Origin of the sequence: Halorubrum ezzemoulense DSM 17463 (assembly GCF_002114285.1) — an archaeon.
Classification (GTDB): Archaea; Halobacteriota; Halobacteria; order Halobacteriales; family Haloferacaceae; genus Halorubrum; species Halorubrum ezzemoulense.
Window position 1 is genome coordinate 1 of sequence record NZ_NEDJ01000101.1, and the last position, 8,051, is coordinate 8,051.

Genomic DNA, 8,051 nt, shown 5'->3' on the forward strand with positions numbered 1-8,051 from the left:
GTATTCACTCACCCGCCGCGGCGAAAGAGAAATCCAGGCGAGAGCCGACTGGGAGGCTGAGTACATCACTCACGACAGCTGAAACCTGCTACACTAGACTCACTTCTCTTAATCGCAGATCACAACCGGTGATTCCTGTCACACTCGTTATGAGTGTCGTTTAATAAGAAAAATCTTGGTTTGTATAGTAATTAGGTATTCTCAAAATAGACCCCTAACAGCAAGCGACTAGTGCCGTGTTCTTAGCGGTGGTGATTACGACAAGTGCCTTTGTTCCGTTTGTTCAACCTGCTACCGCACAAAACGAGTCGCCAGCGCCAACGCTTGACGACGTTGATATTTCGCATGATGGCCGTAGACGCTCGGAAAGTCATCTTAAACCGACAGATCTTGTATGACATTTCGGGACCGTTTCAGGCCCAGAAACGGATACGATTCTATATTTGATTGTAGTGATGAATGTCGGCTATTGTATGTGGCCTTCCGACTGGTCCTCGCGTTCCCGTGCCGAAGAGAACCCGCTGTGCGTTGGATCGCCAACCGCTCCCCTGCGCCGTGATCCCCTCCCTGCTCCGATCGGTTACCACCATGACCGAACGTAGACTCGCGGACATCATTTCGACACGCCGAGGACTGCTGGGTGCGGTTGGTGTCGGTGTGGGCAGCGTTCTTGCCGGGTGCGGATCCGTCCGCCAAATGGAACGAGAACAGACCCGTGATACTCGGACGGTCGATCCGTCCAGAGTCGCGGCCCTCAGCGTGACTGAGGCTACGGGCGATATCGCCTTCATCGGTGAGCCTCGTGACGATATCAAAATCGTTTCGCAGAAACACGCCACCGGCGGCGTCTCCCTCAACGAGCTCGACACCAGTGTACAGATCGTCGAGAATCGGTTGGAGATCACAACTGACGAACCGCAGTTACTCGGTCTAGGCGGTGGCCGCGTCGCCCTAGAGCTCCGAGTGCCACCCAGCGTCGCGGTTCATCGGCTTCACACCAATCATGGGGACGTGACGAGCGTCAGAGTCACCGACGGGGCGACACTGGAGGCTCCCGAGGGTGACGTGTCCGTCAATCGCGCGCGCGGTGAGGTCGCCGCTCGGTCAACGAAAGGAGACATCACTGTCGATGGGACCGAAGGCGGCCTCTCCGCAACGACTTTGGAGGGAACGATTCAGGTGCGTGACCCAATGCGCGTAGCAGCGTTGGAGACACAGACCGGAGATATCACCGCCGATGTCCCCGCTGTGGCCGACGACGCTCTCGTTGAGTCGTCTGCCGGCGATCTGTTGCTCCGGCTCAGTGAGGAGCTCAGCGCGACCCTCTCTGCTCACACTAGCACTGGTGAGTTCTCTGTGCCGAAGCAAGCCCCACAGTTCCGCGTTCACCGACGAACGGAGACACAGCTACACGCTACCGTCGAACGAGGTACCAGCCGACTGACCGCGAGAACGGACGACGGTGATATCACAATCCGCGCCTGAGCGCTCCCACGGGTGATGAGGGGATCCCAGCTCGCCTCCGCCCCGCCCCCCGGTCGGTGACACGTAGCCAGTAGAAGGTCATCTCTTCGGGATGGGGAGAAACCAAGCAGACCGTCGCCCGGCGTGTACACCCACTAGAAACTGTCTTAGAAGCCGGGTTATTAAATGCTGTAGTGAGTACTAACACCACGTGACGGCCGACATGTATGTTGACAGGCCGCGGGTGCTGCTCGTTGACGATGAGAAGGAGGTCGCCGACGCGTACGCCCTCCGGCTGGACGCAGTGGCTGATGTCACAGTCACTTACAGCGGTCCCGAGGCGTTGTCTGCGGTCGACGAGTCTGACCCGCCGGATGTAATTCTCCTTGACCGGCACATGCCGGATCGATCTGGTGACGACATCCTCCGTGAGCTACGCGAGCACGACATTCACACTCGGGTTATCATGGTGACCGCCATCGACCCGGGATTAGAACTTCTCGAACTTCCGTTCGACGACTACCTCTGTAAACCAGTCGACCGTGAAGATATCAGAGCCGCCGTCGACCAGCAGTGTCAGGTCCTCGCATACGAACTCCTCGGTCAGTACTTCGGAGTCGAATCGAAGCGAGCGGTTATCGCCGCTGAGTTGCCACAGGACCGTCTCGAGGACCACGATCAGTTTTCGTCGCTTGACAAGCAGGCCGACAGTTTGCGGGACCGCATCTGTCGGCTACTTCCCGACGCAGACGAGTTGTTAGATCAGTTCACCGGTATTGAGCGCGAAGGGTACTGATCTCCGGCAAGAGCCGCGACCCGGGCTGATCGTTGACCCGACTCGTCTCCCAACTACACCAGTCAAGGAGGCCTCTGGTGGCTCCCCCGTCAATTAAAAGATAATTTCAAACCGCGCACCGCCGTCATCCGCTGCTGTGAGCGTCAGATTCCAGCCGTGTGCTTCGACGATTCGGTCGACGATCGCTAGGCCAAGGCCGGTCCCACCACTCCGCGTTGAATATCCGGGAGTGAAGACGACGTCACGCTTCGCGGGCGGGATTCCCGGGCCGTCGTCTGCGACATAAAACCCCCCTTCCAGTGGGTGAACAACTACAGTCGCGCTCTCGCCTGTCTGCTCGCCTCGGGCGCCCGGATGGCCGTTTGCTGGTGACTCTGTGGTTTGTTCGCTACCCGTTTCATCGGTTGAGACACCGTGTTCAACGCTATTTCGGAACACGTTTTCAAACAACCGTTGGAGCCGATCGGAGTCCGCGGTAACCGTCGGCAGCGACTCCGAAACCGTCAGTTCGACCTGTTCGGTATCGATCGACTCCCACGCGTCTCTCGCAGCGGTCTCGATTGCGACCTCCTCTGTGGGTTGAACGACAGCCTCGTCGCGCGTCAGCGTTAGGACATCACGGATAATCTGTTCCATCCGATCGTGTGCGTCTGCGACCGACTCGAAGTGTTCGGGATCGCCGGTCTCCTCTGCTGCCCGGAGGTGGGCCTTCGCGACGTCGAGCGGGTTCCGAAGGTCGTGGCTGATAACGCTGCTCACTTGATCAACACCCGGTGAATAGCCTTCGTCGGGACACTCGCGGAGGTCTGAAAACACCAGGTACCCGGTGTCGTCATCCGACGGGATTACGCGAGCGAAGAACGGGCCTCGGTTGCCGTATCCGTCCAGCCGGATGCCGATCCGATCGCCGCGGACGAGATGCGAGACTGGCTCCCGGTCACCGGTCGTATCGCAGCTGTTGAACCGGTCGAATATCGTCGACACGCGTCCGCCCACCAGCTCCTGTTCGAACTGCCGCTCGAAGGCGTCATTTGCGGCGGTCACGCGAGCATCGTCACCGTCGACGGTGTATGCGAGCGCAGGGTCTGGAAACTCACGTAACGGAATCGCCGTGTGACGACCATCACTCATCGGTTGCTCACATCTCTATTTGGCATTGTTACCGCGCCCGTTTCTCCGTGCGAGTACGCATGGTAACTGGTTGGACCACCACCCGATACAACACCTATCATCACTTTGGCCCGGCTACCTGTTTAACATTATTTCTTGCTTCTAGGCCAGAAACACTCTTTTTTATGTTAGCTCTTATAATCAAGTGACCCTCTTTTTGTTGGGAGCCAGCTATGCGCTCTGAGCAGCGCGTTTCAGTATCTGTGGCGTGACAAGGAAGTCAGCGACGGCAACCCCCAACATCGCTAATCTAAGTGTCTGATCTTCAATAACGAGGAACGCGATAGCTACAATAATAGCGGCCGTCATAGCGGGCATCCCCCAACGGACGACCGGACTGCGGAATACATTCGCTGATTGCGACATACCAGACCATCAGTATGCGATTATATATTGATACTGGCGTGTTTCTGAATTAGAATCATACCCGGTAGAATGATTGTATTTCTCAGCCAATCGCTACTCAACTGGTATGATCTCGCACGAAAATGAGGTGATGATTCTGCTTGGGGTAGCTACAGTTATCCTTCTCGTGTCAATGAGTAGCTTCACCGACTTGCCCACATGGATAACTATCGCTGTTGTGATTGTCGTTGGTGTGCTTATTCCACAGCTTATTAGTCGAAAAGAAGAGTGATCAGATGCTGCTCTGACCTCTTCTCACGGCTAAAGTCGTGGGGTTCACCCACAGTGGGATTAAATTCACGTGTAAGGAAAATTCGCAGGGTCTCGTCATATTGGACAATTCGATGTTTCGGGTCGCGAGACATGCCCCCACACTTATTTTGACTCGTCGAGTTATGATTGTCCGTGCGAGACGCGTTACCGGTAGCGCCCTTCACCCCCGACTTGCTGTCCAGTATCGCTGTACCGTTTTGTGACCCCGTCGTTGGTATCAGGACACCCTCCACCGACGACACGTCTGTCGGTGCGCATTCGAGTAACGATGCCGCCACTCGCTTGCTCGTTCGACCGATATCGCGCGTTACGCCCGACTCACACGTCACCCGCCAACGCGGGTCTGTACGCGATTTCGAACGTTTCGGGTCATGCCATCCATGCGTCTGATCGGGGATCGCAGAATACTCTTCGGGTCAGCTTGCGTCGAGGCCGTCGCCGCAGTGCTCGTCCTCCTGTACGGACACCTCTCGCTGCTAGCCGTCGCCGTCTTGTACTGGATTGATCTTCTCTTTCTGACCCTCCGGACAACGGTACAACAGCTGCTCTCGCAGCCCGAACCGGATCGTCAGTCGACTCTTTTTCAACGTCCGTTCCGGCTTCTATCCCACAAGCGTGGATCAATCGCCGTTACTGACCGCCTTCCGGGAATTCACCTTCGAAACATTCCGGTGGTCTGGGGAGCCGTGTTCATACTTGTTTTTTCAGCGAGCACAACGGCGTACGTCGCCGCCGTCGACATCCCCAGAGAGCTGTGGCGCTCGCCGGCTACACTGCCCTTATTAGGTGGGGGTCTCGTCGCGGCAGCGACGAAATCGTGGCTGGTGCTGCGGGCATATGTGGCCTCAGAGGGCCACGAGATCACCTCTGCCTCGGCGGTCGTCCCCCGGAAGCGAGTACTGATATTCGCTGTCTACGGTGGGCTGTTATGGCTCGTCTCTCGGTGGACGCTTACGACCCTCTCCGGCGAGGGATTGGAGATAACACGTGCTGGGATGACGGTTTCCGCGTCCGTGCTAATCGTGTCTCGGCTCGCCTACGGTTGGTACGCGGCGCGTGCTCGCCCCGAGGGCTGGCAGTCGGACTCGACGTCCGACCGCAACGATGAAACAATATCTCAAGGGTGGTTGGACTCCGAACCGGAAAAGAACGTACCCGTTCCGTCTCAGTCGTCGATCCCGGATGGAGAACCTCGCGAGACGATGGCGCCGGTTCGCTCCTCTATCCTCGCCGCAGGAGTGGTGAACGCGATGACGACTGGTGGTGTCGTCGATAACCGCTTCGGCCACTGGAGACAGCTCACGATACGGGTGGGTATAGCGGGGTTGATCGTTCTCGCCCTTTATGCCCTGTTGGACGGTGCTATCGTCGTGTCCGCGAGCTTGGCTGCGATTTTCTTCGGTCTCGTTGGAAGCCTCTCGACAATAAGCGCGGTACATTTGCTGTTGGCGCTCGGCGGCGTCGAATACGAATTTTACGAGTCCAAAGTGGTGGCGTACGACCGATACCTCGGACGACCACAGTGGTCGGCGTCATACGACGGTGTCCGGGACGTCTCGGTCGAGCGTGGGCTGTTCGGAAGTCCGCTCTGGCTGGACGCTGGAACGGTGTTTTTCGATCGGACTTACAACTCTAAGGACGGCGACTCCGCCCAGGAACCGAGGTCATCGATCGCATTCGTTCCGGATCCCGAGCGTGCCGGTGAACTGCTCAGCTCCCATTCGTGACGAGCCGTAACGACTTCACCGGCTTTGTTGAGACCCTATTCTTCAGATAGATCAGCGTGTCATAGAATACGTCTCACGCCCTCTACCTGAGGATTATACAGCCCTAAATTCACTCCTAAGACCGTGATTCCTCCATTCAACGGTTCTGTTCAATCTCTAGACTGCAAATTATACCCATCGAGAACTATTGTATGACAGGCTCGATAGATGTTTATCTAAAACAGCCGGTCGATGAGAACCGTAAAGGTAACAAGACGGACATCGTATCCAAACTACAATTAGTCACGTGTCATTATACCACCTATGGAAGATCTGTACATCTACACTGGCTCATTCGTCGTAATTGGAGCTTCAATAGGGGGGCCAGCGGTAGGTTCGCTCATCGCTGGCGATCGTAGTATCCCGATACTGCTCATGGCGATCGGTGGAGCTGGAATGCTTGCCACTGCCGGCTACGATTTGCTTCGAACTGACCCAGAGGAGTTTACTACCTCTGCTATCGTCCTTCTCGTGTTGGCTGGTTCCGCCTGTCTGTCCTTTCTCGGAACAATACTCTCTGCGATGGGCAGTTTCTGAGTGGCCTGTACTGACCGCAACTAGTCAGAGAATATTACTCGTAGCTGAGCAGCGATCCCGGCAGTTCGACGGTGACGGTCGTCCCCCTGTCGATATCGAACGAGACCTCTCCGCCGAGCCGGTCGACGCCCCACCAGACGAGCCAGAGCCCGAGGCCTTTGCCGTGCTGTAGTGGCTGTTCTTCAGCGTCTTCGAACACTTCTACCTCGTGGTTGCTGATCCCGGCGCCGCTGTCAGCGACATCGATCCACCATTGATCTACTCCCTCGGTATCGCTGGTCTCCTTCACCCGTACGCTGACATGCGGCTCCGGAGCGGACCCCCCGTGTTCGACTGCGTTCGACACCAGCTCACGAATGACTGGTATCAGAATCTCCCCGTTAGCGCGTGTCTCTGCCGGTGGTGTGTCTATCACGACGGGGACGGACGAGACGCCACCAGCACACTCGTGGCCATCGTTGACGACCTCTGCGTGCTGGACCTCCTCGATGGCGTGACGGATGAGTTCCTCGACGGACCGATTACCCGTACGCTTGTCGGCCTGTAACACTGACTCTATCTCGCGGGCAGTACCTCCAAGATCACGCAACGCCGACAGTTCCTCCTCGACCGTCGTCGCTATCTTGTCCGCCGTGTCGGGAGTGGGACTGTCGGTCAACTGTCGAAGGTGCGCGATTGCCACGTCAGCCCTGTTTCGTATGTTGTGCCGAAGCACGCGACTCAGAACCTCCGCACGACGTGCATTTTGTCGGCTGTCTGTTATATCGCGGAAGATCAGGGTGTGCCCAAGTGTGCGGTCGTCGCTGTCGGTAATCCGGCTCGATGAGGCTTCTAGCACGCGATCGCTGCCTGGCAGCCGACACGTTGTCTGTCCCCCCGCGAGTAACCGCTTGATGTCGAATGTATCCGGCAGTATGGTGGCAAGGTCCTGACCGACTACTGTATTAAACTCCCGCTCAAACAGATCTGTTGCAGCAGCATTCCAGTCAAGGATAGAATGTCCATCCGTGACTGTGATGGCCGCGTCTGGCATTTCGGCGACGATGTCTTGTCGAGCGACGGCCAAGGCCGCTGGTATCTCCTCAAACAGCCCGAATCGGGTGACTGCCAGCCACGCTGTACACGTCGACAGGATCACAAACGGGACGGGAATGGCTGCTCTCGCTAGCGGAGTCTCAGCCAAGGCGATGAAGAACCTCTCTGCGAACCATACCGGCGGCACAATCACCGCTAGACCTAGTGTCAATCGCGTTGAGACGTGCTGATATCGGTGTAGCGTTCGCCACAACTGTCCAAGGCTGAGCAGCACGATTGATCCAGTTACAAAGAAGGAGATTGATATAGCGAACTGTAGGAGAGGAAGTAGCATCTCGCTGAACCCAGCTGGGAGGTTATCAAGTATTAGTGAGACTAGTGTAGAGGACATGGTTCCACCAGTGTACAGTAGTCCGAATGGAACAAGCACGAACAACAATAGCCGCTCGCGGCGGTCCGTTTGAGTCGTATACGCGAGATTGACATCCTCCTCCGCGTAAACGCGGAGGAATCCCGAGCGGTGGGAGTTTCAGGTTTCCAGTCCGATCACCGGACTACCACACCTTTCGGGCACGGGTAGTCCCACAGCGTCGATGTGGTGGACT

7 protein-coding genes are annotated in these 8,051 nt (G+C 56.9%); 5 read left to right on the plus strand and 2 right to left on the minus strand.

The window, feature by feature from the left end; genetic code table 11:
- Positions 1-696 precede the first annotated feature (696 nt).
- Positions 697-1,485, plus strand: a complete 789-nt coding sequence (locus tag B9H04_RS16705) for a DUF4097 family beta strand repeat-containing protein (RefSeq protein WP_248648680.1) — start codon at positions 697-699, stop codon at positions 1,483-1,485.
- A 202-nt stretch (positions 1,486-1,687) separates the two neighbouring features.
- A complete protein-coding gene (locus B9H04_RS16710) occupies positions 1,688-2,260 on the plus strand; it encodes a response regulator (RefSeq protein ID WP_049933149.1) in 573 nt (190 codons plus the stop codon).
- 93 nt (positions 2,261-2,353) lie between these two features.
- Here the strand turns inward: B9H04_RS16710 and B9H04_RS16715 are convergent, their stop codons facing one another.
- The gene (locus tag B9H04_RS16715) at positions 2,354-3,391 is read right to left on the minus strand and encodes a sensor histidine kinase (protein ID WP_049933144.1); all 1,038 of its coding nucleotides are present in this window, start codon (positions 3,389-3,391) and stop codon (positions 2,354-2,356) included.
- Between the two features lie 511 nt (positions 3,392-3,902).
- Here B9H04_RS16715 and B9H04_RS18890 point away from each other — a divergent pair.
- The 3 genes from B9H04_RS18890 to B9H04_RS16730 all read left to right on the plus strand — a co-directional run bounded on the left by B9H04_RS18890 (position 3,903) and on the right by B9H04_RS16730 (position 6,411).
- The gene (locus tag B9H04_RS18890) at positions 3,903-4,067 is read left to right on the plus strand and encodes a hypothetical protein (protein ID WP_155120059.1); all 165 of its coding nucleotides are present in this window, start codon (positions 3,903-3,905) and stop codon (positions 4,065-4,067) included.
- Between the two features lie 421 nt (positions 4,068-4,488).
- A complete protein-coding gene (locus B9H04_RS16725; protein WP_049933146.1) occupies positions 4,489-5,835 on the plus strand; it encodes a hypothetical protein in 1,347 nt (448 codons plus the stop codon).
- Positions 5,836-6,138: 303 nt separating this feature from the next.
- Positions 6,139-6,411 (plus strand): hypothetical protein, encoded by a 273-nt coding sequence (locus B9H04_RS16730; RefSeq protein WP_080508784.1) that lies wholly within the window; start codon positions 6,139-6,141, stop codon positions 6,409-6,411.
- Between the two features lie 34 nt (positions 6,412-6,445).
- On the opposite strand, the gene B9H04_RS16735 is transcribed toward B9H04_RS16730, so the two are convergent.
- Positions 6,446-7,837 carry a sensor histidine kinase gene (locus tag B9H04_RS16735; protein ID WP_080508783.1) on the minus strand — a complete coding sequence of 464 codons (1,392 nt, stop codon included), beginning with the start codon at positions 7,835-7,837 and terminating at the stop codon, positions 6,446-6,448.
- Positions 7,838-8,051: the final 214 nt, after the last annotated feature.

Excerpts from the sequence above, each read along its gene's own strand:
- B9H04_RS16705 (WP_248648680.1), top strand. The coding sequence starts at position 697 with ATGGAACGAGAACAGACCCGTGATACTCGGACGGTCGATCCGTCCAGA.
- B9H04_RS16710 (WP_049933149.1), top strand. The coding sequence starts at position 1,688 with ATGTATGTTGACAGGCCGCGGGTGCTGCTCGTTGACGATGAGAAGGAG.
- B9H04_RS16715 (WP_049933144.1), bottom strand. The coding sequence starts at position 3,391 with ATGAGTGATGGTCGTCACACGGCGATTCCGTTACGTGAGTTTCCAGAC.
- B9H04_RS18890 (WP_155120059.1), top strand. The coding sequence starts at position 3,903 with ATGATCTCGCACGAAAATGAGGTGATGATTCTGCTTGGGGTAGCTACA.
- B9H04_RS16725 (WP_049933146.1), top strand. The coding sequence starts at position 4,489 with ATGCGTCTGATCGGGGATCGCAGAATACTCTTCGGGTCAGCTTGCGTC.
- B9H04_RS16730 (WP_080508784.1), top strand. The coding sequence starts at position 6,139 with ATGGAAGATCTGTACATCTACACTGGCTCATTCGTCGTAATTGGAGCT.
- B9H04_RS16735 (WP_080508783.1), bottom strand. The coding sequence starts at position 7,837 with ATGTCCTCTACACTAGTCTCACTAATACTTGATAACCTCCCAGCTGGG.